At 56.8% G+C, this 26,036-nt stretch carries 25 protein-coding genes and 2 pseudogenes; 25 read left to right on the top strand and 2 right to left on the bottom strand.

All coding sequences use genetic code 11. The features are described 5' to 3' along the window. The first annotated feature begins 164 nt into the window (after nucleotides 1-164). The 25 genes and pseudogenes from ASD95_RS07025 to ASD95_RS28445 all read left to right on the top strand — a co-directional run. Nucleotides 165-1,451, top strand: coding sequence for an OprD family porin (locus ASD95_RS07025; RefSeq protein ID WP_056726891.1), 1,287 nt, complete (start codon nucleotides 165-167; stop codon nucleotides 1,449-1,451). A 248-nt stretch (nucleotides 1,452-1,699) separates the two neighbouring features. Beyond that, nucleotides 1,700-2,017 (top strand): hypothetical protein, encoded by a 318-nt coding sequence (locus ASD95_RS07030; RefSeq protein ID WP_056726890.1) that lies wholly within the window; start codon nucleotides 1,700-1,702, stop codon nucleotides 2,015-2,017. Then, nucleotides 2,007-2,291 carry a helix-turn-helix domain-containing protein gene (locus ASD95_RS07035; RefSeq protein WP_056726889.1) on the top strand — a complete coding sequence of 95 codons (285 nt, stop codon included), beginning with the start codon at nucleotides 2,007-2,009 and terminating at the stop codon, nucleotides 2,289-2,291. The genes ASD95_RS07030 and ASD95_RS07035 overlap by 11 nt, the downstream gene beginning before the upstream one ends. Nucleotides 2,292-2,511: 220 nt before the next feature. After that, nucleotides 2,512-2,733 carry a tautomerase family protein gene (locus tag ASD95_RS07040; RefSeq protein ID WP_056726888.1) on the top strand — a complete coding sequence of 74 codons (222 nt, stop codon included), beginning with the start codon at nucleotides 2,512-2,514 and terminating at the stop codon, nucleotides 2,731-2,733. After that, the gene (locus tag ASD95_RS07045; protein ID WP_056726887.1) at nucleotides 2,730-3,386 is read left to right on the top strand and encodes a DsbA family oxidoreductase; all 657 of its coding nucleotides are present in this window, start codon (nucleotides 2,730-2,732) and stop codon (nucleotides 3,384-3,386) included. The genes ASD95_RS07040 and ASD95_RS07045 overlap by 4 nt, the downstream gene beginning before the upstream one ends. A 44-nt stretch (nucleotides 3,387-3,430) precedes the next feature. Continuing rightward, nucleotides 3,431-4,141, top strand: a complete 711-nt coding sequence (locus ASD95_RS07050) for an SDR family NAD(P)-dependent oxidoreductase (RefSeq protein WP_056726886.1) — start codon at nucleotides 3,431-3,433, stop codon at nucleotides 4,139-4,141. A gap of 759 nt (nucleotides 4,142-4,900) precedes the next feature. Then, nucleotides 4,901-6,124: a hypothetical protein gene (locus ASD95_RS07060; RefSeq protein WP_156385830.1), complete on the top strand. Its 1,224-nt coding sequence runs from the start codon at nucleotides 4,901-4,903 to the stop codon at nucleotides 6,122-6,124. After that, entirely contained in the window at nucleotides 6,121-6,813 is a 693-nt protein-coding gene (locus tag ASD95_RS07065) for a WbqC family protein (RefSeq protein WP_056726883.1), read from the top strand. Before ASD95_RS07060 ends, ASD95_RS07065 begins: the two co-directional genes overlap by 4 nt. Next, nucleotides 6,810-7,751 carry a glycosyltransferase family 2 protein gene (locus ASD95_RS07070; protein ID WP_056726882.1) on the top strand — a complete coding sequence of 314 codons (942 nt, stop codon included), beginning with the start codon at nucleotides 6,810-6,812 and terminating at the stop codon, nucleotides 7,749-7,751. Before ASD95_RS07065 ends, ASD95_RS07070 begins: the two co-directional genes overlap by 4 nt. Continuing rightward, complete coding sequence (locus ASD95_RS07075; protein WP_056726881.1) at nucleotides 7,748-8,410, top strand: acetyltransferase; 663 nt, start codon at nucleotides 7,748-7,750, stop codon at nucleotides 8,408-8,410. The genes ASD95_RS07070 and ASD95_RS07075 overlap by 4 nt, the downstream gene beginning before the upstream one ends. A gap of 30 nt (nucleotides 8,411-8,440) precedes the next feature. Next, complete coding sequence (locus ASD95_RS07080; RefSeq protein WP_056726880.1) at nucleotides 8,441-9,361, top strand: hypothetical protein; 921 nt, start codon at nucleotides 8,441-8,443, stop codon at nucleotides 9,359-9,361. Between the two features lie 35 nt (nucleotides 9,362-9,396). Next, nucleotides 9,397-9,777 (top strand): GtrA family protein, encoded by a 381-nt coding sequence (locus ASD95_RS07085; protein ID WP_236709719.1) that lies wholly within the window; start codon nucleotides 9,397-9,399, stop codon nucleotides 9,775-9,777. Between the two features lie 68 nt (nucleotides 9,778-9,845). Beyond that, on the top strand, nucleotides 9,846-10,649 hold the full coding sequence (locus ASD95_RS07090) for a class I SAM-dependent methyltransferase (protein ID WP_056726878.1): 804 nt from the start codon (nucleotides 9,846-9,848) through the stop codon (nucleotides 10,647-10,649). A 71-nt stretch (nucleotides 10,650-10,720) separates the two neighbouring features. Then, nucleotides 10,721-11,863: a dTDP-4-amino-4,6-dideoxygalactose transaminase gene (gene rffA / locus ASD95_RS07095; RefSeq protein ID WP_082563006.1), complete on the top strand. Its 1,143-nt coding sequence runs from the start codon at nucleotides 10,721-10,723 to the stop codon at nucleotides 11,861-11,863. A gap of 452 nt (nucleotides 11,864-12,315) precedes the next feature. Then, on the top strand, nucleotides 12,316-13,755 hold the full coding sequence (locus ASD95_RS07100) for a tyrosine-type recombinase/integrase (protein ID WP_156385828.1): 1,440 nt from the start codon (nucleotides 12,316-12,318) through the stop codon (nucleotides 13,753-13,755). 541 nt (nucleotides 13,756-14,296) lie between these two features. After that, nucleotides 14,297-14,524: a helix-turn-helix transcriptional regulator gene (locus tag ASD95_RS07105; protein ID WP_056726875.1), complete on the top strand. Its 228-nt coding sequence runs from the start codon at nucleotides 14,297-14,299 to the stop codon at nucleotides 14,522-14,524. A 3-nt stretch (nucleotides 14,525-14,527) separates the two neighbouring features. Further along, on the top strand, nucleotides 14,528-15,583 hold the full coding sequence (locus ASD95_RS07110; RefSeq protein ID WP_056726874.1) for a toprim domain-containing protein: 1,056 nt from the start codon (nucleotides 14,528-14,530) through the stop codon (nucleotides 15,581-15,583). After that, a complete protein-coding gene (locus ASD95_RS07115; protein ID WP_056726873.1) occupies nucleotides 15,580-17,268 on the top strand; it encodes a DUF3987 domain-containing protein in 1,689 nt (562 codons plus the stop codon). The genes ASD95_RS07110 and ASD95_RS07115 overlap by 4 nt, the downstream gene beginning before the upstream one ends. Continuing rightward, nucleotides 17,265-17,837 carry a hypothetical protein gene (locus ASD95_RS07120; RefSeq protein ID WP_056726872.1) on the top strand — a complete coding sequence of 191 codons (573 nt, stop codon included), beginning with the start codon at nucleotides 17,265-17,267 and terminating at the stop codon, nucleotides 17,835-17,837. The genes ASD95_RS07115 and ASD95_RS07120 overlap by 4 nt, the downstream gene beginning before the upstream one ends. A 202-nt stretch (nucleotides 17,838-18,039) precedes the next feature. Beyond that, entirely contained in the window at nucleotides 18,040-18,237 is a 198-nt protein-coding gene (locus ASD95_RS07125) for a ribbon-helix-helix protein, CopG family (protein ID WP_056726871.1), read from the top strand. A gap of 404 nt (nucleotides 18,238-18,641) precedes the next feature. Beyond that, complete coding sequence (locus tag ASD95_RS07130) at nucleotides 18,642-19,253, top strand: hypothetical protein (protein ID WP_056726870.1); 612 nt, start codon at nucleotides 18,642-18,644, stop codon at nucleotides 19,251-19,253. Between the two features lie 664 nt (nucleotides 19,254-19,917). Next, complete coding sequence (locus ASD95_RS29085) at nucleotides 19,918-20,469, top strand: hypothetical protein (protein WP_056726869.1); 552 nt, start codon at nucleotides 19,918-19,920, stop codon at nucleotides 20,467-20,469. 224 nt (nucleotides 20,470-20,693) lie between these two features. Next, nucleotides 20,694-22,040 (top strand): ATP-binding protein, encoded by a 1,347-nt coding sequence (locus ASD95_RS07140; RefSeq protein ID WP_056726868.1) that lies wholly within the window; start codon nucleotides 20,694-20,696, stop codon nucleotides 22,038-22,040. Continuing rightward, nucleotides 22,037-22,762, top strand: a complete 726-nt coding sequence (locus ASD95_RS29090) for an HNH endonuclease (RefSeq protein WP_156385826.1) — start codon at nucleotides 22,037-22,039, stop codon at nucleotides 22,760-22,762. The genes ASD95_RS07140 and ASD95_RS29090 overlap by 4 nt, the downstream gene beginning before the upstream one ends. A 313-nt stretch (nucleotides 22,763-23,075) precedes the next feature. Next, a pseudogene (locus tag ASD95_RS28445) lies at nucleotides 23,076-23,324 on the top strand (FAD-dependent oxidoreductase); the annotation flags it as partial. Between the two features lie 113 nt (nucleotides 23,325-23,437). On the opposite strand, the gene alr reads toward ASD95_RS28445, so the two are convergent. Further along, nucleotides 23,438-24,511, bottom strand: coding sequence for an alanine racemase (gene alr / locus ASD95_RS07150; protein ID WP_056726866.1), 1,074 nt, complete (start codon nucleotides 24,509-24,511; stop codon nucleotides 23,438-23,440). A 107-nt stretch (nucleotides 24,512-24,618) separates the two neighbouring features. Beyond that, nucleotides 24,619-25,838, bottom strand: a pseudogene (gene dadA, locus ASD95_RS07155) (D-amino acid dehydrogenase). Between the last annotated feature and the right edge of the window lie 198 nt (nucleotides 25,839-26,036).

Below are 26,036 nucleotides of genomic sequence, written 5' to 3' on the forward strand. Positions count from 1 at the left end.
GCCCAACGCCTGTGGCCGACTGCCACGATCAACAATTATAAAAAGGCCCGCCGCGAGAAATCGTGGGCGGGCCTTTTTGTTTTCGCCATGAAAAAAGAGCGCGATAGCGCCGTTTCGGCCGTTCGACACAGCGCGTATCAACCGGAAATAAGGAAAAGAACACGATGTTGAACAAGCGAATCAGCCTGATCGCTCTGGGGATGTTGAGTGCGACACAGGCCATGGCGAACGACCAGGCCGAATCCAAGGGTTTTGTTGAAGACAGCAGCCTCAAAGTGCTGCTGCGTAATGCTTACATGAACCGTGACTACAAAGACGGCAACCCGGATAAATCCGAGTGGGGCCAGGCGGCCATCGGCACGTTCTCGTCCGGCTTCACCCAAGGCACAGTCGGTGTGGGGGTGGACGCTTTCGGCCTGTACGCCCTGAACCTGGAACGCAGCGAGGACCGTAGCGGCGCGCAAGGCATCGATTTCTTCAAGAAGGGCGACAGCGGCCAACCGGCCGACGACCTGTCCAAGGGCGGCGCGGCGATCAAGTTCCGCCTGTCCAGCACCACCCTGACCTACGGCGACCAGATGCCGGCCCTGCCGGTGCTGAACTACGACAACTCGCGCCTGCTGCCGGAAAGCTACACCGGCACCTTGATCACCTCCAAAGAGATCAATGGCCTGCAACTGGACGCCGGTCGCTTCACCGCCGAGTCGCGCAAAAGCGCCGAAGGCCGTGACAGCGGTGGCTTGAAGTCGATCAACGTATTGGGCGGTAGCTACCAGTTCACCGAGCAATTCAAGGCTGCGCTGTACGCTTCCGACGTCGAAGATGTGCTGAAGAAGCAATACGTGAACGCCAACTACGTGTTCCCGATCGACAAGGATCAGTCCCTGACCCTGGACTTCAACGGCTACCGCACCAAGCTGGAAGATTCCTACGTCCGCGAAAACGGTATCACCGGCGACGACAACAAGATCTGGAGCCTGGCGGCCACCTTCATCACCGGCCCGCACTCGTTCACCCTCGCTCACCAGCGCAGCACCGGCGACAGCAACCTGGGCTACGCCTACGGCGGCTACCAGAAAGACCAGGGTCGCATCGGCGACGGCGGCAACACCATCTACCTGGCGAACTCCTACTGGTCCGACTTCAACGCCGAAGACGAACGCAGCTGGCAGGTCGGCTACGGCCTGGACTTCAGCACCTTCGGTGTACCGGGCCTGAGCTACAACGTGGCCTACGTGCGCGGTGACAACATCACCACCTCCACCAGCGAAGGCGGCACCGAGCGCGAAATCTTCAACCAGATCAAATACGTCGTCCAAAGCGGCCCGGCCAAAGACCTCAGCGTAAAACTGCGCAGCTCCGTCCTGCGTGTGTCGCAGAAGTCGAGTGAGTACAACGTCAGCGGCAATGAAGTGCGTGTGTTTGTGGATTACCCGATCAATATTTTCTGATGATGGGTTGTGGTATCGAGGTCTGATGCAAGGCTGAGAAAAAAGAAGAAGCCCCGACTGGTTCGGGGCTTTTTTGTGCTGTTGATGTGCTCATGTCGTCAAAACTCGATTTTGGTAACACGTCTTCCGAACGTGTCGTCTGCGGCGACATGTTCGGAAGACGTGTCGCAAAAAGTGAAAAATTGCGACACGTCTTAGCACTTCAAATCGATTGCTCGCATATACGGCAATGCCGTATAGTTGGGTCCATGTTCACGATTATCGAAACCGAAATTTTCAAGCGTTATGCTGAATCCATCTGGGACGATGGCGAACGTCATGAATTCATTACCTGGCTGGCGGCTAATCCGCTGGCCGGCGATGTGGTTCCTGGCAGCGGTGGTCTTCGCAAGGTCCGTTGGTCCCGTAACGGGATGGGCAAACGAGGCGGTACCCGTGTCATTTACTACAACACGCTTTCTGAAGGCTCAATCTGGTTGTTAATCGCCTACACCAAGGCGAAGTTCGACAATTTACCCGCGGCCTTCCTCAAGCAACTGAAGGAGGAAATCAGCAATGGTCAATGAACTGGAGCAATTCCAGCAGGACTTGCTGGACTCTGTGCGTCAAATGAAAGCAGGCAAAGCCGCTCGCGTGACAGAGGTGCCGTTGTCTACGGCAGCTGAAGCACGGGCCAAAGTCGGTGTATCTCAAAGTGCATTCGCCAAGCTGATTGGAGTCAGTTTGCGAACGTTGCAGGATTGGGAGCAGGGGCGGCGGCAACCGACGGGAGCAGCGCAGACGCTGTTGCGTGTGGCGAGTCAGCATCCTGAGGCATTGCGTGACCTTCAAGCGATTTAGCTAAGAAGGCAAACTCCATTCTCAACACATCGCCGACTTTTGAGAAAGTCGGCAGGTTTCTCGATGGGCGCCAGTACTTTGCATGCCTTCTCTTTAATTCATTACACCACGTAACGAATGAAGTTCCCGCCCCCACCTTTATCCCCTCCCGCCAACCCCATACATTCATCTCCAACGCCTCTCCCATCATCCCGACGGGAAGGTCACTGGAGTTGTCCTCATGCCTTTCGTAACCGTACGCATCACCCGCGATGGCGTTACCACAGAGCAGAAAGCTCAGGTTATTGCCGAGATCACTGAAACACTGGAGCGCGTGCTCAATAAACGCCCTGACCTGACCCACATCGTGATCGAGGAAGTCGACACCGATAACTGGGGTTACGCCGGCATCACCACCACCCAGTACCGCAAGCAACTGGCCGAGACGCAAGGGCAGTCATGACGTCCTCCGTCACCATCGATTTCATTTCCGATGTGGTGTGCCCCTGGTGCGCACTGGGGGCGACGGCGCTGGAGCAGGCGATCGAGAACGTGGCCGGGGAAGTCTCGGTCGAGCTGACCTACAAGCCATTTGAGTTGAACCCGGACATGCCGGCCGAAGGTGAGCAAGCGGTCGAGCACTTGATGCGCAAGTACGGGAGAACGGCCGACGACGTCGCCGCCGGCAAGGCCATGCAGATCGCTCGCGGCGAGGCCATCGGCTTCAAGTTCGATCTGGAGAAGCGCACGCACTTCTACAACACCTTCGATGCGCACCGCTTGTTGCTGTGGGCGTTGCAGGAAGGCCGGCAGGTCGAGCTGAAGAAGGTGCTGCTACGGGCCTACTTCAGCGAAGGCCAGAACCCGAGCGATCACTCGACGCTGGTGCGCCTGGCGACTGAAGCGGGGCTGGATGCGGCAGGTGCGAGCGAGGTGCTGGCGTCCGACGCATTCGCCAGCGAAGTGCGTGAGCTTGAAATTTATTACCGCCAGCACGGCATCAACTCGGTCCCGGCCATGGTGCTGAACGGTCGCCATCTGGTGTCCGGTTCGCAATCGGTCGAGTACTACGAACAGATGTTACGACAAGTGGCGAACGCCCCGGCCGAAGCCTGATTACAGATTTTCTACCCCATTCTTTATTGTCAGAGGTCTTCATCATGAGCATTTCGAAAAAAGTCATCGTCATCACCGGCGCATCCCAGGGGCTCGGCGACGGTATGGTCAAAGCCTTTCGCGAACTCGGTTACCGGATCGTCGCTACTTCGCGCTCGATCAAACCATCCACCGATCCGGACATTCACACCGTGGCCGGTGACATCGGCGAGCCGGAAACCGCCCAGCGTGTCATCCGTGAAGCGATGTCCCGTTTCGGTCGCATCGACACCCTGGTCAACAACGCCGGGATCTTCATCGCCAAGCCGTTCACCGCGTACACCGCAGAAGACTACGCCAATGTGTTGTCGGTGAACCTCAATGGCTTCTTCTATATCACCCAACTCGCCATCGCCGAGATGGAAAAGCAAGGCAGCGGCCACGTCGTCAATATCACCACCAGCCTGGTGGACCACGCCATCGACGGCGTGCCATCGGTATTGGCATCGCTGACCAAGGGCGGCCTCAACGCAGCAACCAAATCCCTGGCCATCGAATACGCCAAGCGCGGGATCCGGGTGAACGCGGTCAGCCCGGGCATCATCAAGACCCCGATGCACGGCGAAGAAACCCACGCAGCACTGGGCAATCTGCACCCGGTCGGTCACATGGGCGAGATCGATGATATTGCGCAAGCGGTCGTGTATCTGGACGGCGCCAAGTTCGTGACTGGCGAAATCCTGCACGTGGACGGTGGTCAGAGCGCGGGGCACTGAAAGCGCTTTTTCAAACCCCGGATACAACAAAGCCCTCGTATTTCTACGAGGGCTCTGTTTCGTATGGTGCGGCATCAGAAATCAACCCCGGGAACTATTGATTACAAGAGAATCAAGCCTTCAATATGAGAGCGCCGCAGGGACGTGACGGGCCCTTCCCAGGAGTATTGGTGATCCTGGTTTGGTGCGTGGGTCTGGCTCTAGCAGCTTTGAGTGAACCGTTTTTGTAACAAGAGACATCAAAAATTGAGGTGTAACGAAAGAGGCCACGGCACCAAATGAGGATATGCCTTGTTGAACTGCCGTAACGATGGTCTTACCATAATCAATATTGATTTTGTCATAAAAGCAGCCTGGCCCTTGTTTGTCAGATATGGGATAACATCCTCAATATATGGCTTGTCATCCGAGCGCCTGCCATCAAAGACTAATCGCCTCGAAAGGCTGTTGCTGCCTGCGCGCGCGTGGTTGGCAGCTTCGCCAACACCCGCTCACGACTGGAAAAGCACGATGAATCAATTAGCCATTCCCTGCGAGGAGCGCTTCACCGGACCGTACATCTAGATTATGATCGCGCTGCCGCCTGACCGTAATCCTCTATACTGCGGGCCTTTCCCCTGATCGCTACCCGATTCTACCTCGTTTGGCAGCAAATGCCGCGTTGGGCCTCCCGCACTGGCACCAATTATCACAAGCGTATTGCGAATAAAAGAAAAGATGATCTTTATAAGAAATAATAAGCTTTTCTCCTGTTTATACTTGCTGGCAGTCATCATAACCATCGGCGTGGTGTACTCCCTGGGCTTCCGGGAAGCGACAAGCCAGATTGTGAACATGCCCGAGCGCCTGAGAAACTTCACGTTCCCCATCTGGGAGCAACACGCTTTTTCGCAGCACGGTTTCCTCGTCTTCTATTCGATGGAGGACTACGCAAAAAAGATCGCGTATTCCAACCACTCCACGGCTTATCTGTTCTACATGTACGCCCTCTATAAAGTGGAAATGTATGTGTCGGCATTGCCGATGAGAGTGACAGGGGCTTTCCTGAACATCATTTCGCTGGCAGGCGTTACGTTCTTTTTTCTGTCCCGTCTGGTGGAAAAACGCCTGGCATTCGGTCAGGGACTGCTGATTCTATTATCGGTCGTATTCATGGTGTCGATGCCGGGATTCTGGATTTCTTCGGCCAGATTCAACGTCGACAATACGTTCCCATTGATCTTTGCGTTCCAGGCGCTGGCTGCGTTCTTGATCTGGAAAAATCAGGAACGGTCCGCAGCGGTCATGACAGTGATCGTGTTGTTTGCCGTATTTTCTCCGATCTCGGCAGCGTTGCTGGGCCTCGCCTTGCTGGTTTGGGCATGCCGTAGCGACGGTCTCGACAGACGGATGTGTCGTCTGGCATTGGTGGCCCTCGTTGCGGCCGTTGCCTTCTATCTGCCGTCCCCACTGATATCGAAGGCACTGGGTTTCACCTCGTCCAACAGCGGCTGGCTGTTTCGCGCTGGCCTGGATGGCGACACCACTTATTTCACCAACATCCTGAAGTCGGTACTTGTTCCGCAGTTCCCGCGGCCATTTGCGACCATTGCCGTGCCAATCCTGTTCCTGGTAGCCCAGTTGGTCTGTTTACGCATGATCAAACGGCGTGAGCCTGCCGGCGTTGCGGCACCGGCGGGGACCTCCCCGTTGGCCGGCATCGGCATGTTCTACTTCCTGCTTTTTTCGCAATACGTGATTACCGGCCTGCTGTGGCCGCAGGCCGTTGCCATTCATCCGTACCTGTATGACTACCTGCTGATGGCACCGGTTTTCGTCGCGATCGTTCTGAATTTTGCGTTCAAACCTTCACCGGTTGCGTTGCGTTTCTGGGCGCTGGCGCTGTTGTTCTGCATTTCCTTCCATCTCCAGCAGGTCGCGCAGGCAAAATGCCAGGGGTGTTACTTCCCGGGCGCCTGGGACGCGAGCGTCAAGCAGCCATGAAGACCGTCGCCATTCTTCAGTCGAACTACATACCCTGGAAGGGCTATTTCGACATGATCGCTGCGGTCGATGAGTTCATCCTCTACGACGACATGCAGTTCACCAAGAACGACTGGCGCAATCGCAACCAGATCAAGACGCCGCAAGGCGTCCAGTGGCTCAGCGTGCCTGTCGGGCAAGGCATCAGTCGCCGCATTCGCGATGTCGAACTGGCCCCTGCCTGGCAGGTCAAGCACTGGAAAACGCTGCAGAGCAACTATCGGCGAGCGCCTTTCTTCGATGAGGTCGCCCAGTGGCTCGAGCCGCTCTATCTGGCGGAGACCCATACGGGCCTGTCGTCGATGAACCGCAAGTTCATGGAAGCGATTTGCCGATACATCGGTATTGAAACCCGCATTACCAATTGCTGGGACTATGTGTCTGCCGGCGACAAAACCCGGACTGCCCGCCTGGTGGACCTTTGTCAGCAGGCCGGTGCGACGCACTACCTGTCGGGGCCGGCGGCAATGGATTACATCGAGGCACCGCTGTTCGACGACGCCGGCATTGCGCTGCAATGGTTCGATTACGCCGGCTTCCCCGAGTATCCGCAACTCTGGGGGGAATTCACCCACGGTGTCACCGTCCTGGATCTGCTGTTCAATTGCGGCAAGGACGCGCGCCGTTACATGAGGCATGTCAAAGCATGAAGCTTTCCATCGTCGCCACGCTTTACCGCTCGGCCAAGTTCGTCGAGGAGTTCCATCGCCGTGCAAGCCAGGCCGCACAACAACTGGTCGGAGACGATTACGAGATCGTACTGGTCAACGACGGCTCGCCCGATTCAAGCCTGGAACTGGCCGTCCAGTTGAGCGAAGCCGATCACCACGTGGTGGTCGTCGATCTCTCGCGCAACTTCGGCCACCACAAGGCCATGATGACGGGCCTGCGACATGCCCGCGGTGAACGTGTCTTCCTGCTCGATAGCGACCTGGAGGAAGATCCGGCATGGTTGCTCTCGTTCAGCGAGCAGATGGAGCGCGAAAAGGCCGATGTGGTCTACGGTGTCCAGCAGCAGCGAAAAGGCAAGCACTTCGAGCGCTGGACCGGGCAGGTGTTCTACAAACTCTTCCGTTTCTTCAGCGGGCTGGATATGCCCGACAATATCGTCGTCGCCAGGCTGATGTCGCGCCGCTATGTGGACGCGCTGATTCAGCACGACGAACGCGAGTTGTTCATGGCCGGCCTGTGGGTCATAACCGGCTTCGATCAGCGTGCGCAGACCATCGACAAGCGCAGTCGTGACGAGACGACCTACACGCTGGGCAAGAAAGTGGCGCAACTGGTCAATTCGATTACTGCCTTCAGCAGTGCACCGCTGGTGGGAATCTTCGGCGTGGGCTGCGCGATCTTCCTGCTGTCGGCCGCCTACACGAGCTTTCTCGTCGTCAACTGGCTGCTCCTGGCGAGCCCACCCAGCGGCTATACGTCGCTGATGGCTTCGATCTGGCTGCTCGGCGGCCTGATCATCGCATTCGTCGGCGTGGTCGGGATTTATCTCGCCAAGATCTATTCCGAAGTCAAGCAGAGACCCTACACTATCGTCCGGCACGTCTACCGTCAGGCTGAGACGCGGAGCATCGAATGAAAAAACTCATTATTTTTGGTCTCACCGACGCCGCCGAGCTCGCACTCTATTATTTTTCCACCGACTCCGCCTATCAGGTCGAGGCGTTTGCCGTCGATCCCGACTATATGCCGGCCGACAAGAGCTTCAAGGGATTTCCGGTGGTGGCATTCGATGAAGTCACCCGGATCTACCCGCCAGACCGGTATGTCTTTTTCGTCGCGCTCGGCTATTCCAAGCTCAACCAGATCCGCAAGGAAAAATATCTGGCAGTCAAGGCGCTGGGCTACGAAATGGTCAGCTACATCAGTTCGCGAGCCACGGTGCTGACAGAGGACATCGGCGAGAACTGCTTCATCCTCGAAGACAATACCGTTCAGCCCTTCGTGAGCATCGGCAACAACGTGACCCTGTGGAGCGGCAATCATGTCGGACATCATTCGCGTATCGAGGACCACTGTTTCCTGGCCTCGCACATCGTCGTATCCGGCCGTGTGACGATCGGGGAAAGCTGTTTTCTCGGCGTCAACGCGACCCTTCGCGATCACGTCACCATCGGCGAAAAATGCATCATCGGCGCCGGCGCCCTGATTCTTGGAGATGCCGCTGCCGAAGGCGTGTACGTTGGACAAGCCACTGAACGGTCGCGCGTGCCGAGTACCCGCGTCAGGAACATCTGAAGAACCTCATAATTGGCGTGAAGAAATCCCATGTGGAAAAAACTAGGAAAGATATTCTGCGCAGAAGGGCAGAGCGATTGGTTGTATTCACACGCGATGATTCCCATTGCCGAGCAGGTGAACGGCGACCTGTATCGCATCTATTTCTCATCGCGTGACAAGGCTAATCGCGGACACGGCGGCTTCCTCGAGATCGACATGCGGGACCCGACCAAGGTCTTGCGCGTCCATCCGGATCCGGTCCTCGAACCGGGCGACCTCGGATGTTTCGACGACAGTGGCGCCTTGCCCAATTCGATCGTCAACGTCGGTGGCCGCAAGCTGCTGTACTACACCGGGATCAACCTGGGCGTAACGGTGAAGATCCGCAATTCCATCGGCCTGGCCGAATGGAACGAGGCCACCCAGCGCTTCGAGAGGCTGTTCCGCGGCCCCGTCATCGACCGCACCCGCGATCTTCCTCACTTCGTCGCCACCCCCGAGGTGCAGTTCGAGGCCGGACGCTTCAGGGCCTGGTTCACCTCCTGTGTGCGATGGGAGCAAGGCCCTTCGGAAGCGAAGCACTTCTATCATCTCGAATATGCCGAGTCCGCCGACGGCATCGAGTGGGAGCGCAACGGCACGGTTGCCATCGAGTTCCGTGACGAACACGAGTACGCCCTGGGTGTGCCGCGCGTGATCAAGGATGCGGACATGTACCGGATGTGGTTCTGCTCCCGGGCCACGAAGGACTGCCCCACCTACCGGATCCGCTACGCGACCTCGTTGGATGGCGTGCAATGGACGCGACACGATGAGCAGGTGGGAATCGACGTATCGGAGTCGGGTTGGGATTCGGAGATGATCTGTTACCCGTTCGTCTTCGATCATGACGGTCGACGCTACATGCTTTATAACGGCAACGGCTATGGCAAGACGGGTTTCGGGATTGCCGTCTGGGGAGACGAGTGATTCCAATGCAGCACTGGCTGCCCGTGATCAGGCCCATGCTCCGTTACGCAGTCGTCGGCGTCGCCTGCAATGCCATAGGTTATGCGGCCTACCTGGCATTGACGTGGCTGGGCATCCCATTCAAGCTGGCCATGAGCTTGCTGTACGTGATTGGCATCTGCATCAGCTTCCTGGGCAACCGCAACTGGGCGTTCGAGCATCGCGGCAACGTCGTAGGGACGGCATGGCGCTTTGGTCTGGCGCACGCAGCCGGCTATCTGCTCAACCTGGCCTTGCTGACGGTGTTCGTCGACAAGCTGGGATATCCTCATCAGTGGGTCCAGGCCGCTGCCATTTTCGTTGTAGGAGGTTTCTTGTTCGTCGCCTTCAAGCTATTCGTCTTTCGTCATGACCAACCGAATGGGAACCAGGCGTGAAGATCTGTTCTGAATGCGAGACGCCGTACGCCTCGGAGCAATGGACATGCGTCCAGTGTGGACATCAGGTGGCTCGAAAGAACGGTTTTGCCGCGTTTGCGCCAGAGCTCGAGGACAAGCAAGAGGGCTTCAAGGCCGACTTCTATGAGACCTACGCGCATCTTGAAAGCGGCCATTTCTGGTTCCGGGCGCGTGGCAGGTTGATTACATGGGCGCTGGCGAAATATGCGCCGCACATGCGTTCATTCCTGGAAATCGGGTGCGGTACCGGCTTCGTTTTGAGTCGGGTCGCCGCGGCGTTTCCGCAGGCCAGGTTGCTTGGCAGCGAGATGTTCTCGACCGGGCTGAAGTTTGCCTCCTCGCGCTTGCCCGGTGCGGAGTTCGTGCAGATGGATGCGCGCGATATCCCTTACATCGACGAGTTCGAAGCGATTGGCGCGTTCGATGTCCTCGAGCACATCGAGGCGGATACCGTGGTGCTCCAGCAGATGCACCGTGCCCTGAAACCCGGGGGACTCATGCTGTTGACCGTGCCCCAGCATCAGTGGCTGTGGAGCCAGGTGGATGAATATTCCTGCCACGTGCGGCGCTACGATGCCGCCGACCTGCATCGCAAGGTGGAAGAGGCGGGGTTTTCCGTCGTGCGCAGCACATCGTTCGTCTCGTTACTGCTGCCGGCGATGATGATTTCACGCGGCGCCAAGAAGCAACAGCGGGGCGATACGAGCGAGACCGCCGAATTAGCGGTGCCCAAGGCGCTCAATGTACTGTTTGGTTTCGTGATGTGGCTGGAGTGTTTGCTCATCAAGGTGGGAGTGAGTTTTCCGCTCGGTGCTTCCAGGCTGCTTGTCGTCCGGAAAAAGAGTGGATGATGCCCCCCACTTTGCATAACGACGTGAGTCTAGTTCGACCCGATTAAAATTTGCGTGCGAAGGCTCAAATGATGGAAGACAAAACGATCCAGTTCAATCGCCCCTACATGACGGGGAAAGAGCTTTATTACATCGCTGAAGCCAAGTTCGGCAATATCCTCGCCGGCGATGGCCCGTTCACCAAGCGGTGCCATGACTGGATGACCGAACGCACCGGTTCGAGCAAGGTCTTGCTGACCCACTCATGCACGGCAGCGCTGGAAATGTCCGCGTTGTTGTTGGACATCCAGCCGGGCGACGAGGTCATCATGCCCTCGTACACGTTCGTTTCCACGGCCAATGCCTTCGTTTTGCGCGGCGGCGTTCCCGTGTTCGTCGATATCCGGCCGGATACCCTGAACCTGGATGAGACGCTGATCGAGGCGGCCATCACGCCGCGCACCAAGGCAATCGTGCCGGTTCATTATGCGGGCGTGAGTTGCGAGATGGATACGATCATGGCGATCGCCCGGCGTCACAACCTGAAGGTGGTCGAGGATGCGGCGCAGGGGGTCATGGCCGCTTACAAGGGCCGGGCTCTGGGCAGTATCGGGGACTTCGGCGCCTTCAGCTTCCATGAGACCAAGAACGTCATTTCGGGCGAGGGCGGCGCATTGCTCGTCAATGATCCTGCGTATGTGTTGCGCGCAGAAATCATCCGCGAAAAAGGCACTGACCGTAGCCGTTTCTTCCGCGGCGAGGTCGACAAATACACTTGGCAGGAAGTCGGGTCGTCATTCCTTCCAGGGGACGTGACTGCCGCGTTTCTCTGGGCGCAGTTGGAAGAGGCCGAACACATCACGCAGGCGCGGCTTGCCATCTGGCAGCGGTATCACGAATTGCTGGCCCCACTGGAAACCAGCGGGGCACTGCGCCGCCCTATCGTGCCGGCCGACTGCCAGCACAACGCGCACATGTACTACGTGCTGCTGCCGGCAGACGTACCGCGACAACCGGTGCTCGATGGCCTCAAGCGAGAGGGAATCAATTCGGTCTTCCATTACGTGCCCCTGCACTCCTCGCCAGCTGGCCAGCGTTACGGCCGTGTCCATGGCACCATGGACAACACGGTGAGCCTCTCGGAACGCTTGCTGCGACTGCCGCTGTGGGTAGGTATGTCGGTCGAGCAGCAGGAACGTGTGGTGGAAGTCTTGCGGGACGAACTGTGTCGCTGATTCGACAAGCACTCTTGCCGGAGTTCGGCACGATCCCGAGTCCGGGTTTTATCGCAGCAGCTTTCGGCTCGGCGCAGTCTTTGTAGCCCAGGAAGGCCAAGCACTGCGCCAGTGCGCGTGCTTGTCGCGTGGGAAACCACCTCGGGCACGCTTTCGGAGGGGTGACTCTGAGTTTCACGTCGAATTTTACGTATTGCAGAAACAACAAAGCCCTCGTATTTCTACGAGGGCTTTGTTTTGTATGGTGCGGCACCAGGAATCGAACCCTGGAACTACTGATTACAAGCGGCTTGTCTCGGCGTTTTTCCATGGTTCATCAAGTAACGAAATCGAGACAAATCGTTCATATACAAGGTATTAGTCTTGTTTCGTTGTTTCGTCTTGTTGCACGTTGTAGTCTAAAGTCACCCAAGAAGCTGTGACCAAAGCTGTGACCAAAGATGAGGCGACCAATGGCGAGCAACGCATCGAAGACTGTGAATGATCAGAAGGTGAAGGGCATGACTCCCGGCTGCTCACCTCTGGTCGAAAGCCTGCCAGGACGTGGCACGGGGGCACTGGTGTTCAAGCGGGCGAACGAGGGCTCGCCCGTTTGCTACTACCGCTATCACCTGGCTGGCAAGCAAGTGCTGATCAAGCTAGGCGTGTATCGGCGCAACGCTCGTGAAGTCGGCCTTGCCCTGCCGGAACTGCGCGACCAAGCAGCCGCAATGGCGCAGATAGCTAAAGCGCACGGCGACGTGAAGGCGTACCTGGCAAAACAGGAAGCCGACGCCGAAGCGGCACGTACCGAAAACGAGCGCGCTGTCGAAGCTGCACGCCTGAAAGCGGAGGGGAAAGCCCGAGAGCGCCAGCACCTCGCCGAAATCGAAGCGTCATGCGGCACCTTCGGAGAGCTGTTTCTCGACTACATCGACTCACGCAGGGGGAGAGCCACTGCCGGCGTCATCAAGGAACTGGAGCGGTTGTATCAGACCAATATGCTGGCCCCTCACCCCAGCATCATGGCGATGAAGGCGCGCGACATTCGCCCCGACCACATTCTCGCCATTCTTAATCCGATCTGGGATCGCGGTGCAAAAGTACAGGCTGAACGGATGCGTTCATTCCTGTCAGCGGCATTCAATCATGGCCTGCGCGCCGAGAATGCGGTCGGCAGGTCGAGCGCCAAGAGCTACAACCTAGTGAGCAACCCGGCCACCGTAGTTGTAGTCGAGAAGGTATCGGCACCCGCTACCCGGACGCTTTCGGATGCGGAGCTGAGCAAGTTCTGGGGAACAGTCGAAACCACCGAAGGCATCGGGCCGGTCATGGCTTTGCTGTTTAAGTTCGTCATTTCAACAGGCGGGCAGCGCATTCTCAACATCTGCCAGACCACCTGGGATGACTACGATCTGGAAGCCGGTACCGTGCGCTTGGTCCATCGCAAGGGTCGCGGAGGTCAAACGATGAGCAGGCCGCATTTAGTCCCGTTGACAGAGCGAGCGGTCGCCATTTTGGAACGTGTGAAGGAGATCAATGGCTGTCACCCCTGGCCGTGGACCACCACCGGAAAGCAGCACATCGTCGTCAGCAGCCCGCGCCATGCCCTTGCCGACTGGTTGAAGTCAGAGCACGCGGTTATTGACGGGAAGCAGACCCCCAGCTTCTCGCCGCGCGACTTGCGCCGAACCTGCACCCAACTGATGCAGCGATACGGCATCAGCGATCAACTGTCCGACCTGCTGCAAGCGCACGGCCAGACTGGTGTGGCGAATCTTCACTACAGAAATAACCCCGAGGCGGCGTTACCGGAGAAGCAACGCGCGATTGAACTGTTCGAGCACGCGCTCGCCAAGGTGTTGGGGAAAAAGCAGACCGCCAAGGTAGTGCGACTGTCCGGGAGGAGGTGAGATTGTAACAAAATGTTTCGGGCGCCCGATGCCATTGATTCACCTTGGTTGTGTATGGGTTGATATGGTTAAAAGTCGAGTGTGTGTAAGCAGTTACGCCTTAGTGAAAGCTCGGTAATGGGGATGTTGATCTTCCTGAACGTATCGCTACTATGCGGCTACTGGCTAGACGCATCGACCCAGATGAAACGCCTCGAGTGCTGTGGCTCGGGAGTACTGGGTATGTAGTCGCTGCTGGAATGCAGACAAAGAAAAGCCCCCGGCACGTTAATGCCGAGGGCTGATCTGGGGAGGGCGCTCTAACGTCCTTTTGCATACCGGCAAGCCAGTACACATACCCCAAGGGGAGAAGCTTTTGAGAGGGCTTCACTATCTACAAGCAAAGCTTGTAGACGCAGGGAGTTTAAGCCACCTGAATTTCGCGTCAATGCAAATTCATATCGCCTGACCAGCGTAGATCCAATGACCTGTCGTGCGGTCTTGGTGGCTTTCTACCCTATCCCTGAGGGGCATCCAATGCAGTTCGAAATGGACGCTCAATATGCATCAACACAACACTAGCGCGACTCCTGCCAATACAACACCCAATCTGCCGATTCCCGGCACCTACGGCACCTCTGCACAACTCAGCACTTTCTACCAAGTCAGCCGCACGACCTGGTGGCGCTGGTCGCAAATGCCTGGCTTCCCGCGTGCCGTTCGCTTCGGTCGCTCTGTTCGTTGGCCGGTCGAGGCCGTCGAAGCCTTCCTGACTTCGCAGGAGGCTTAAACCATGCGTACCCAACAACCCGCGAACCAACGCGGGCCGGCAGCGTTCGGCCTGAAGAAAGACACCGCTGACCTGATCCATGTTGAGATTCAGCGCATCGCCAATGCGGCTCTGCTCGCTGCCGACAATCTGCTGGCCGACTGGCTGCCGGATGGCACTCGCAAGGGCAAAGAGTATTGGGCAATCAATCCGGTGCGCGGTGACCGCACGCCCGGGTCGTTCAGCATCGACTGTCACACCGGCAAATGGCACGACTTCGCCAGCGGCGATAAAGGTGGCGACCTCGTTTCGCTGCTGGCCTACCTGCGTGGCTGCCGGCAGATCGATGCCGCTCGCATTATCGCCGGGCAACTGGGGCTGCCGTTCGGAGATGACCACGAGCGTGACCTGCTCGCCGAGGAGGTCGCGCGGCAGCGTTACGCCCGCCAGTGTGAGCAGCGTAAGCAGCAAGACGATGAAAAAATGCGGGCCAAGTGGGAGCAGGCCGCCGCTCGTGCACGTTGCGACTGGGCACTCGCCGGGCCGGCTGATCCCAACCATCCGTACCTGGCCCGCAAGCGCATCAAACCCCACCATCTGCGCCAGCTCGGCAGCGAGTTACTGGTTCCCATCTACTGGCGCGGCGAATTGGTAAGCCTTCAGCGCATCAAGGTCAATGGCAACAAGCTTTTCCTTCAGGGTGGCCGGATCACCGGTTGCTATTGCCTGTTCGGGCGTATCGAGGCCGGCGTCGAGCTGTTCATCGTTGAAGGTATCGCCACGGCTGCCACGCTTCACGAGCAGACCGGCAAGCCGGTCGCCGCTGCAATGAACGCCGGCAATTTGCTGCCGGCTGGCTTAGAGCTGAGGCACAGCTATCCCGATGCCGTGCTGATCGTCGGCGGCGACGATGACCGCGCCAAGGAAGTCGAGGGCAAGCCCAACACGGGCAAGGTGGCGGCCATCCATGCGGCTGCGATGCTCAGCTGCGGGTACGTCCTGCCAGCCTGGCCGGAGGATGCGCCGCGGCATTTCTCCGACTTCAACGATTTGGCCGTCTGGCGAGAGGCCCGGGTATGAACGACTCCCTGATGACCGAAGTTCAGACCCCGGTAGTGTCGGCACCTAAGCCGCTGCTGCCGGACGTCGTGCCACCGACGCCCTATCCCTTGGACGCTCTGCCCGACATCCTTCGCGGCGCAGTCGAGGCGATTGTCGAGCATGCAATGGTGCCTGCCGCCATCGCTGGGCAATGCATTGTCGGCGCAATCACCCATTCGGCGCAGACGCGTGTCAACGCTTGGCACCCCCAGGACAAGCCGGAAGGTGCGCCCTGCATGCTGTTCATGCTGTCACTGTTCGATTCGGGGGAGGGCAAGTCGAGCGCGCGTGAACTCGCGTTCAAGACGATTGACGAAGCGGAGAAGGAGGCGCGTGCCCGCCACCGCCAAGCCTGCGCTGAGATTGAGGCTATGGCTGCTGGCCTGAAAGGCAAGGAGCGTAATGAGTATCTGGCGGCAAACCCGCTGCCACCCGATCCGAAGACCCAATACAGCGATGCGACTTACGAGCCGTTGGTCGGCGACTTCATCCGGGGCAAGTCTGCAGCCAGCTGGGACACGGACGAAGGCGGGCAAATGCTCTGTGGTCACTCGCTCAAGGCTGACACCAAGGCCGCGACCCTCGGTGGCCTGACTACAGTCTATTCCTCAGGGAAGTTCGAGCGCACCCGCTCGCGCAGCAACCTGGAAGGCTCCGGCGTGGCCTATAACCGCCGCCTGAGCATACACCTGATGGCGCAACCGGTGGTCGTGAAGGAGGCACTGAGCAATCCTCTGTTGGTCGGGCAGGGCTTTCTTGCGCGCTTCCTGCTCGCCGCGCCGGATAGTCTGGCCGGCAACTGCTTGATCACCGTTGAGTCACTGCAGCGCAACGCCTACGCAGACCCGCGTCTGCAAGCGTACTGGTCGAGGCTTAAAGTGATCGCCGCCAGCCCGGAGTATATCGACCCAGAAACCGGCGAGGTCGCCCCGCCCGTTCTGGAGCCTGATGAAGAGGCTAAAAAGGAATGGGTGAAGTTCCGCAACGAGATCGAACGCGAGCGCGGGCCGCTCGGAATGTTCGCTGACCTCAAACAGTTCGCCGCCCGCTGCGCCGAGCAGGCGTTGCGCCTGGCTGCGGTGTTCGGCTGTTTTGAGGGTGTTAAGCATATCGATGCCGACTGCATGCGCCGCGCTTGCATGCTGGCGCGCTACTCCCTCTCCGAGTGGTCGCGCTACATCGATGCAGGCGCGGTTGATCCGGAGCTGAAGCGCGCCGCTGAACTGTTGAGCTGGTTGCGCGACCCTAAGCACGCGGCAAAGTGGCAAGTGTTTCATGTCAATGATCTGGGCAAGTCTGGGCCGCCTGCGGTTCGTAAGGCCAAGGTGCGCGACAAGCTGCTGGCCGTTTTGTTGAAGTATCACCACCTGCTGAGCATCGACGGCAAGCAATTCAGGATCAACCCCCTTGCGGAAGTTGCGGATTCTGCGGAAACCCAGAAACCGCGCGGTTATACGACTGCGGAAGATCTGCGGAATGTTGCGGAAATTGCACGGTTCCCCCGCGCAACCCATCCAGCATCCGCAGAGCTTCCGCAAACTTCCGCAGAGCTTCCGCACACGGAAGGCCAGCAATTGCACGGCCTTCCGCAGAATCCGCAGAATCCGCAGCTCCTAGCGTTCGCAAACACGCGTTGCGAACAGCCATGGGAGCGGGAGCTGTGAGTGCCGCCGAGCTGATGCACCGTGCGAGCGTGGCCGGCGTCGAGATGGCGGTCAGTCAGGAGGGTCGCCTGAAACTGCGTGCTGACTTCGAGCCGCCCGCCGAACTGCTGGCCGAACTGACGGCGCACAAGGTCGAGATCATCGCCGCACTGAGCGCCGCTAACGATCCTATCCCGTCGAGCGCCTGGCTTTACCGTGTCGCACGCCTGCTCGGCATCCATCCTGCCGTGCTGCTGGAAGGCGGGCATTTGGAGCCGCACGACCTTGTCGAGCTGGCCGGAACAGATGCGGGACTGGTGGCCTACACGATCCGCGCCAGCCCGGCCTGGATCAATCGGCCGCAGCGAAGCGACCAACCGGTCGAGGTCCACGCTGCGGAGGAGCATAAGCCACAGCACACCGTCCACACTGCCGCGACGGCGTCAGACGCATGGCGAGAGGCCGATGCGGCATACACCAACCACCTGATGAGCTGCCGTGCGTGCCATGCGGCAACCGGCCGTTACTGCGCGGCTGGCGCTGATCTGCGCCAGCGTTATAACAACACCCCGATGGAGACGAGCGAATGAAAGACGCCCCGACAGTGAAGTTATAACCCCCAGCGCATCGGCACAGCGCATTGGGATGCTTGCGCCAGTGCGCCAAACATGACCGGCGCAGCGCCGAACGCCATCGGCGCAACGGCGCAAAGTAAAGTCCACCCCGAGTGCCGCCCAATCTTCGAATTACGGCCGTGGGAGTATGTAATTAGTTGAGACCGAGGAGTAAGCGATGAGCAAGAACCGCCTGTTCAAGAATCAGCCGAAAGTCCGCCTGATCGTGTCCGTTGAAACTGAAACCGTGGCCGCGATTGATCGTCTGATCCGTTATCCCAGCGCCAACCGTTCAGAGTTCGTGCGTCTGGCTATCGAAGAGAAGCTGGAGCGTGACGTGGTTCTGTTCCAGAACCGTGTTTCAGCAGTTCCCTAAGCGTTCTGAAACAGGTGGGTTTTCGTCGGCCCTAAAGCGTGCGATTTTGATGATTTTCAGACCAGTACGCGCACGCGCGCGTGCGCGCGTATATAAAGCAGACGACTCATAAAATTCGTGACTTTATATACGCTGGATGGCGGTTTCTTGTCGATTTCCGCCGATTGAGTAGTCAGCAATCGGCCACTTTCTGCCGGTCTTCGCTACGGCGTGTGCTGGTCAGGTCGAATACAAATGGGTTGGCACCAGCTATTCAAGCAGGCGGTCCGTTCGATGCCATTACACACCCACACTCCACGACCCATTTCTCCCTAGCCCCCTCCCCAGAAACTTCACTTGTGAACCGCCAGGGTGTCGCGCCGGCGTGTAGAATAAAATTCTCCTACCAGTCATGGAATCCAATTTTGAGCCAGATTCAGCGAGTTCTCGCCCAAGGCAATTTTGATGGATTGTGTCTCATTTATTCTCTGTTCAATGCATTCAAAGCGCTCAAGCGCCCCAAGGAGCAAGCTGCAAAGTTTGCCAGAGACCATCGTGATCAGTGGATCGTCGTGATCGGCAACACGCCCTCGCTGCACAACTTCGTATTAGGATCAGGTAGCGTTTTCGGAATTCAAAGCGATGAGATGGATGTCAAGGTCAAGCGGGCCTTCATCGCGACTAGTTTCGATGTAATGACTGAAGAATCAAACGATTCATGTACCGTCACTGCCACCGATATTCAGTCTCTTGTGACTATGGATTTCACAAAAAGCGTGGCCGTTCTCTGCGTGAAGAAACGCGCTAAATTTGAGAATGGAGGGATGGGGGAACATTGGATCACTATCGTCGGGAGAGATGATGAGCTGGGTAAATACCTTGTAGCTTGCTCGAATACGCTGCTGCACTACGGCTTCACAGAAAGACAGGACGAACAAACCGGGCGCTTTTACAACACGACCATTGACGTTGCAGGGATCACAAAAGCTACCGTTTACTCGGACTACATCAACCAAGTTCATGTATCCAAACGCTAAAAGGCGGGCCCTCGTAAGAGCTTGCTCTCAATGGCACGCAGATGGGGCCGTCGCCTTTAGAGGATGAGCAGGTGTATCGAGAAAATGCCCTATCGCAGCCCTCGCCTCAGACTCGCAGTCCCAGGACGCAGTACGGTTCAGCAAAACCCATGCGCTATCAACGCGTCGCAATCAAACCCTGTCGCACAGGAGGTGTTGGGTCAGTGGGGGAATCGAGATGATCGTTTCGGAAGAGGACGATCCAAAGAAAGCGCTCACCGATTTTCTCCATGAATTGGTGAGCTAAGAAACTCGCTAGGTAGCGATCTCAGGCGTTAACACTTATCCCACATGGCGGTCCGGGCTCGCGGGTGGCCGCTTTGGGTCGATTCTGTTGAAAAAGTCGGTTTTTCCAGACTGGCCCTGCTGACCGCTGAAAACGCCTTTTATGCACGTCGTTACGCGAAATCTGAGCCCCGACTCCTCTGCTCAAAGTAAAAATTTCAATCTCACGCGCGTACTTTTCTGCCGAAAAAACCATGGCCGACTTTTTCAACAGAATCGGTCGTTTCAAGCCCTTCGCGACTGGCAGCAACCGGCTGAAGCAGACATTCGACTATCATCTTTTCCTCAACGGTAACTCGTCAAAAGAAAAAAGAGAAAAAAACGTAAAAGGTGAACTCGAATGATTTTTTCCAACGCTCGCCCAGACGGCTCGCCGAGTGCTCTCTGGCAGCTGCAGAACGAGCTGCTGCACCTGGCGGAGAATTTGCTCGGACCGCGGGACCACAGCAAAATAATCTACCAACCTGCTTTCCTATCAGGTGGCCCCTATCTTTGGAATTCTACAAACCGCGATGGCGCAGCTGCGGTACTCAGCATGAACGCGGCTGGGTTCTGGCCGACTGCAGTTTATGAAATGGCGCACGAAACCGTCCATCTTCTTAATCCCACAGATGGTTATACCAACTGGTTGGAAGAGGGGGTGGCAGTTGCGTTTTCTCTTCACGTACTTGAGCATTACGGAATGGATAAATACAGTCCGACGTTGCAGACTTATACGGATGCACTTGAATTGGTTATGGAATTACCGGGTCGCCCGTTTGCAGTTCCCAGAGCAGCGCGTTCAATTGTAGGAGCGTTGAATGCCGTGACAGTTGAGTCGCTTCACGCAGCTGCACCAGGCCATGCAAATGAAAAATTGGATCGCCTCGTAAGCATATGTGTGCCACGTTGAAGCACGTAGTCCTCAAAGAAAAGGTAGAAGGTAATGCAATAAAAACATAGAACTTTCCACGAAGGCTTGATGCCTGGCGTAACGATTGTTTGATTTTGTATTAAGCGTTCTCAAAAAATATTTGCCAGCGACATTTATAAGCTAATGTTGCGAACATTACCTTTTGGTTAGTTTGGCTCAGTGCAAGAAGTGATTGTCATTTTCGGTATCGCAGGAGAGAGATAGTGATATTAGTCAATGCTGTGCAGTTTGAAACGTGGGGAGGAAACACAAAGCACGTTCAGCTCTTACACCCGGAATCCACACAGTCTCAGCGCAGGTTCGAAACAACAATAATAACCGGACAGAACGGCTCACATAAAAGCACTCTGCTAAAACAGTTGGTATCAGATCTCACGCTTCTCAAGAGCCCCCTTGATGGAGGGGGCGCTGCAGCACAGAGAAGTCCAACTCAGGTTATTTGCATTTCTGGCTCACTGGCCGACCGATTTCCGCAAAAAGAGCTACCTGGTGGTGCACGCACTTCCTTTGATGTTCCTAACTACACGTATTTCGGGCAGCGCATATATTCCAACCTGCTGAGCAAGAAAGCTCCCGTGGAAACTATGCTCAGCTTTGCGCTGTCACCTTCAAGGTCAGAGCGTTATAGCTGGGAGTTCTACTCTGAAGCTCACAGGTACGCAGGAATTGAACTTTCTGTAGAGTATTCTCTGAATCTTCGAGTTGATAAGCGAAATGAGCTTGGCGATCTACTAAACGCAGTCAAAGCAAAAACTCCAAAAAGTGATTCTGATCGCGCATCGGCTAGATCGCTACCACACGTTTCTTATAATGTTGCACAGTGGTTGCTGAAAGAGTTCAGCGAAGACGATTTTTTCGCTCTTCAAAAGCTCGTGACTCACGGGAAAAGGCGGATCGACCTTACCATTGATAGCTCCGGCCCGCGTTGCGAGGCGGTAGACCCCAACGTTCTGAGGCTTGGTTTGCTGACCGATCTAATAGGTTTGAGTGATGCCACAGTGGTAGGAGCACTATCCAAGACAAAGTTTTCTATGTTCGAGCTAAGTTCCGGTGAATACCATATGCTCACTACAATTCTAGGTCTTGGATTTGGACTGGAGGACGCGGCAGTTGTATTAATAGATGAGCCTGAGAACAATCTTCACCCACAGTGGCAGCGAGCGTTGATGGCGGCGGTATTTGACGCCTGCGGTAGAGTTTTAGAAGCTGGACACCTTATTGTCTCTACTCACTCACCACTAATTGTAGGGGCAGCTCTAGAGGGTAGTACAATTGTAGATATGACTACTGAGGAGCCCCATTTGAGTATAGTTAATTATGGTGCTTCATCAGACGAGCTTCTTTTAACTCAGTTTGGTGTTGGCTCAAGCAGGAATAGGGTCGTGGTCGACACTGTGCAGCGTGCTGTTTATCTTATAGAGCGCGGGAATTTTAATCATTCTGAATTCGAATTGCTTATCCCAAAGCTCGCCGCCATCCGAGACGCACTTACTGTTGATGACCCAATGATCGAAGTTATCAACGCTCTGCTCGATGAGGAAGCGGTATGATCAATATTGGATTCGAAAGGATTATGCCAACCCCAAACTATCCGCAAGGCACAAGTGCTGCCACCCTATCTGGACGAAGCTGGGGGTCGCAAGCCAATATAGTTAATCTGTTTAAAGCGGAAATAAAAATAGCCCTCAGGAAATCGCAGCTCGGGCGCTGCTGTTTTTGTCGGCGCCTCCTGTATCACGACTACGCAACTCATATCGAACACTTTGTCGATAAGGACGGTTATGGCGATTATACCTTCGAAATTCTAAATCTGGCCGTTTCCTGCGGTACATGCAATATAAAAAAGAATGGCCATTTTTCAACTTGGACAACACGATTTGGACGATTATTTACAGTGCCTGGGCATCCCACAGTTGTACGTTGCCCAGTGTTAAAAGCTCAGCTCGTCGCCGGTGCAGCCTTCCCCAATAATGCGATAGACTTCCGCTGGGTAAATCCTCATGTTCACAACTACTCGGAACATATAGAAATAAATAAGGGTTGGATTTTCCATGGCAAGACACGCGAAGGCATGCGGACCATTCGAGGGGTGAAGCTCAACGATGTGGGGGCGGTTGAACTGCGTGCCTTAGCGGAGCGTCTCGGCACACGGGGGGGGAAACTCTCAATGCTTGTAGGTGCTTTTGCTGAGCTGGATGTTCACAGAGCGCGAGATGTCGCGAAAGTTGTGGTGTCGGCCATCAAGCGCCGCCGAGAAGCGAACGCGCTCTGATATTTCGCAATGATGAACGGGTTTACCTCTGGGGCGGCTGTCCGGTGTGGGTCGATGTCTGCCGGTGGCGACTGGCAGACATCGGCCTGGAGCAGTCATTCGAGATATGTCCTCTAAGCAGACGCCCCCTACCTACCCCGAGTTTATTGGTACGTATCACTTTGAGTTATCCCGACAAAGTGCAACGAAAAACACATTTACTAAGCCCTGAAATCAAGACTCGTCCGTCCCATTTTGTCTTGTTATGTGTAGCACCTGAGGTGCACCTAAAAACAACACTGCGATGGGGATATGACAACGCCTCTGATTGGGTTGTCATATGGGAGGGCAAATCCTCTCATCTCTGGCTTTGGGGCTGGACAATCCTTGGACACGCTCGCCACTACTGCAAGGTCCCCTCGGTCATTTCCCACCGGAGCCTATTCGCTACCTTGGCTCACTGATGGTACGCAACGCCGTTCGCCGCAAGGAGCAAGCTGAAGACCGCAACCAGCGGCCAAATCGACTGGATATGCGTCTGGCAAAATTCGCCGCGGCTGCCGGCAAGGCGGACAAGGCATAAAGCCTCGATCACACATCGAAACTTTTACGCTTGCCAACAAAAAACCGCCTGGCTATTGGCCGGCGGCTTTTCTGTTTTCAACACTTTCAGGACCCAGGCCCGGTGCGCTTCAATTAATCTTCGCAATAGAGTTTTGGTACCCGGCGCAGGTTGCAGAAGATCTGATAGGGAATTGTGTTCGCGGCGGCGGCCACGTCACTGGCGAGGATGTTTTTGCCCCACAACTCGACAGTCGAACCGAGGCCGGCTTGCGGCACATCGGTCAGGTCGATGCAGAGCATGTCCATCGACACACGGCCGATCAACTGGCTGCGCTGCCCGGCCACCAGCACCGGCGTACCGGTGGGTGCCTGACGCGGATAACCATCGGCATACCCCATGGCCACCACACCCACGCGCATAGGCTTGGGTGTAATGAATTTCGCACCGTAACCAATTGGTTCACCGGCCGGCAATTCACGCACACTGATCACTTTCGATTCCAGCGTCATCACCGGTTGCAGGCGAGCGGCGACCGCGTTGGCTTCTTCAAACGGCGTCGCGCCATACAGCATGATGCCCGGACGCACCCAATCACTTGGAATCTGCGGCCAACCGAGCACCGCCGGCGAATTGCGCAGGCTGATTTCGGCCGACAACCCCTGGCGCGCCGCTTCAAATACCGCGACCTGCTCGGCGCTGGACTGCTCGTGCAATTCATCGGCCCGGGCGAAGTGGCTCATCAGCACAACCTTTGCCACCTTGCCGCTGGCCAGTAGCCGTTGGTAGGCCGCCTGATAATCCTTTGGATGCAAACCCACCCGGTGCATGCCCGAATCCAGCTTCAGCCAGACGGTGATCGGCTTGCTCCGCGCGGCTTTTTCAATGGCTTCAAGCTGCCAGAGCGAATGCACCACACACCAAAAATCATGCTCGACAATCAGCGACAACTCATCGGCTTCGAAAAACCCTTCCAACAACAATACCGGCGCCCGAATGCCGGCCGCGCGCAGTTCCAGTGCCTCTTCGATACAGGCTACGGCAAACCCGTCTGCCTCGGCTTCCAGCGCTTGGGCACAACGTACTGCGCCATGTCCGTAGGCATCGGCCTTGATCACCGCGAGGGCTTTGGCTCCCGTGACTTCACGGGCAATTTGGTAATTTTGACGCAGGGCTTGAAGGTCGATCAAGGCACGGGCAGGACGCATGGTGGCAGCCTTTATTGGCAGTATCATGAGAAATGAAAACCGACGCTGTCACACGGCGATTTCGCCGTGCGCAACGCTTGGTGTCGAATTGGCTTATACGTTCTCGCTCATTGTTGAACGGGCGCTGGAGCGCCCTGCACTGCAGGCTCCGACGTACCACTGTCGTAACGGGAAATATCGAGGCCTTCGGCGCTGATCTGCGGTTTTCTCTTCGCCATCAGGTCTGCCAGCAAGCGACCGGAGCCACAGGCCATGGTCCAACCCAGCGTGCCGTGACCGGTGTTCAGGAACAGGTTCTTGAACGGTGTCGCGCCGACGATCGGCGTGCCGTCCGGAGTGGTCGGACGCAGGCCGGTCCAGAAATCGGCCTGGGCCAGATCGCCGCCCTGAGGATAAAGGTCGTTGACGATCATCTCCAGGGTTTCGCGCCGACGCGGGTTCAGCAACAGGTCAAAACCGGCAATCTCCGCCATGCCGCCGACACGGATGCGGTTGTCGAAACGGGTGATCGCGACCTTGTAGGTCTCGTCGAGAATGGTCGAGGTCGGAGCCATTGCCGGGTTGGTGATCGGCACGGTCAGCGAGTAACCCTTGAGCGGGTACACCGGCGCCTTGATCCCCAGCGGCTTGAGCAATTGCGGCGAGTAGCTGCCGAGGGCCAGCACGTAGCGGTCAGCGGTTTCCAGCTTGCCATCGATCCACACACCGTTGATGCGATCACCGGCGAAGTCGAGACGCTGAATGTACTGACCAAAGCGGAATTCCACACCCAGTGTCACCGCCATTTCGGCCAAACGGGTGGTGAAGATCTGGCAGTCGCCCGTCTGGTCGTTCGGCAGGCGCAGGGCACCGGAGAGGATGTCGGTAACGCTGGCCAGCGCTGGCTCAACGCGGGCAATGCCGTCGCGGTCGAGCAGTTCGAACGGTACGCCGGACTCTTTCAGCACGGCGATGTCTTTCGCGGCGCCGTCCAGTTGAGCCTGGGTGCGGAACAGTTGCGTGGTACCGAGGCTGCGGCCTTCGTAGGCAATGCCGGTTTCGGCCCGCAGTTCATCGAGGCAGTCGCGGCTGTACTCGGACAGACGGACCATGCGCTCCTTGTTCACCGCATAACGGCTGGCGGTGCAGTCTTGATGGCCTTGAGCGGCACACCCGGCGCGGCCCACGGCGAGGCATAACCCGGCGAAACCTGCCCGGCGTTGGCGAAACTGGTCTCCATGGCAGCAGCCGGCTGCCGATCCACCACCACAACTTCATATCCGGCACGCGCCAGATAATAAGCACTGGTGGTACCAATCACGCCGCTACCAAGCACCAGAACGCGCATGTTCATTCCCTCTAAGTGGCTAACCGCTGAAATTGTTGTAGGTCTCGTTCGTCGCAGTCTAAGAAAGAACAACCAGTGGCTTTCACTATATAAATACTTATATTTGGCGATAATTCTCGAAAAAAACGCCTTCCACGGAGGTGTATTCCCTATTTTCAGTAACAATTAAAGCAAGTCTGAGCGAAACAAAATCGGCCG

The sequence above is a fragment of the Pseudomonas sp. Root71 genome (genome assembly GCF_001429045.1).
Lineage (GTDB): Bacteria > Pseudomonadota > Gammaproteobacteria > Pseudomonadales > Pseudomonadaceae > Aquipseudomonas > Aquipseudomonas monachiensis.